This window comes from Moorena sp. SIO4G3, from assembly GCF_010692305.1.
Taxonomy (GTDB): Bacteria; Cyanobacteriota; Cyanobacteriia; order Cyanobacteriales; family Coleofasciculaceae; genus Moorena; species Moorena producens_A.
In genome coordinates, this window is record NZ_JAAHIG010000760.1 from 1 (window position 1) to 1,110 (window position 1,110).

Annotated in this window: 2 protein-coding genes; one reads left to right on the top strand and one right to left on the bottom strand. The window is 44.0% G+C overall.

Going from position 1 to position 1,110, the window contains the following annotated elements:
- Positions 1 to 529 (top strand): CHAT domain-containing protein (locus F6J99_RS45255; RefSeq protein ID WP_293124036.1); only part of this gene is annotated, 529 nt, incomplete at its 5' end.
- Here the strand turns inward: F6J99_RS45255 and F6J99_RS45260 are convergent.
- The gene (locus F6J99_RS45260) at positions 490 to 783 is read right to left on the bottom strand and encodes a hypothetical protein (protein ID WP_293124038.1); all 294 of its coding nucleotides are present in this window, start codon (positions 781 to 783) and stop codon (positions 490 to 492) included. The two genes, F6J99_RS45255 and F6J99_RS45260, sit on opposite strands and share 40 nt — an antisense overlap.
- Between the last annotated feature and the right edge of the window lie 327 nt (positions 784 to 1,110).

A 1,110-nucleotide genomic window follows, 5' to 3' on the forward strand; every position in this document is an offset into this window, starting at 1 on the left:
GGAATTAGAGAATATCAAGGCTCAAGTTCCTTCATCGATTCTACTCAATGAATCCTTTACTGAATCCAACTTCAATACAGAAGTTAATACCTCTGGTTACGAAATCGTTCATCTCGCCACTCATGGTGAATTTAGTTCAGTAGCTGAAAAAACCTTTCTGCTGACCTGGGATGACGTGATCAATCTCAATGAGTTAAATAATATCATCTCAGCCGATCAAAAGCAAAAAAATCCCATTGAATTACTCGTCCTCAGTGCTTGTCAGACAGCCGCAGGAGACACCCGAGCGGCGTTGGGATTGGCTGGAGTAGCAGTGCGATCTGGTGCACGCAGTACCCTTGCTAGTCTCTGGTCTGTGGACGATGTAGCCACTACAGAGTTAATGACTCGGTTCTATCAGAGGTTAGCTAAGGGCAAGGTTACCAAGGCTGAAGCTCTGCGTGAAGCTCAACAGGAGTTGTTGCAGAGGCAGGAATTTAATCACCCCTATTACTGGTCGGCTTTTATTTTGCTGGGAAATTGGTTGTGAGAAGGAGGGAGTAGGGAGTAGGGAGTAGGGAGTAGGGAGTAGGGAGTAGGGAATAGGGAACAGGGTGGAAAGTGTGGGGAGGGTGGGGAGATGGGGAGATGGGGAGATGGAGAGATGGGGAGATGGGAAGAGGGAGTAGTTGTATTTGGTGCGTTCGCGTAGCGTGGCCTACGGCCAATCGCTTTTTTGTGCTGCTGACCAATGTAGTGTGTCAGTGCAATAGTTTTTATTACCCCTTTTTCCACCTTTAACATTCTTACAACTTTTACAACATTTATAACCCTTTACACGCAGATTGTGTTAATGTCTTGATGCAGTTTGGTTCTTTTGATTCGTCACGAAATGATCACTTTGCCCACCCTACTCTACTACCCTACTAAACCTAATAAAACTTAACAGAATCAAAGGCTATTTTATGAAATATTTCAATAAATCGATCGCTCTATTGATTAACATGAAACCTTGGATTTACGGACTTGTGCAAACAAGTAGCGTTGTATTGTGTTCTCTACTGGCTGCAACTACGGCATTAGGACAAATCACTCCAGATAATACCCTCGGTAATGAAAGTTCTTTGGTAA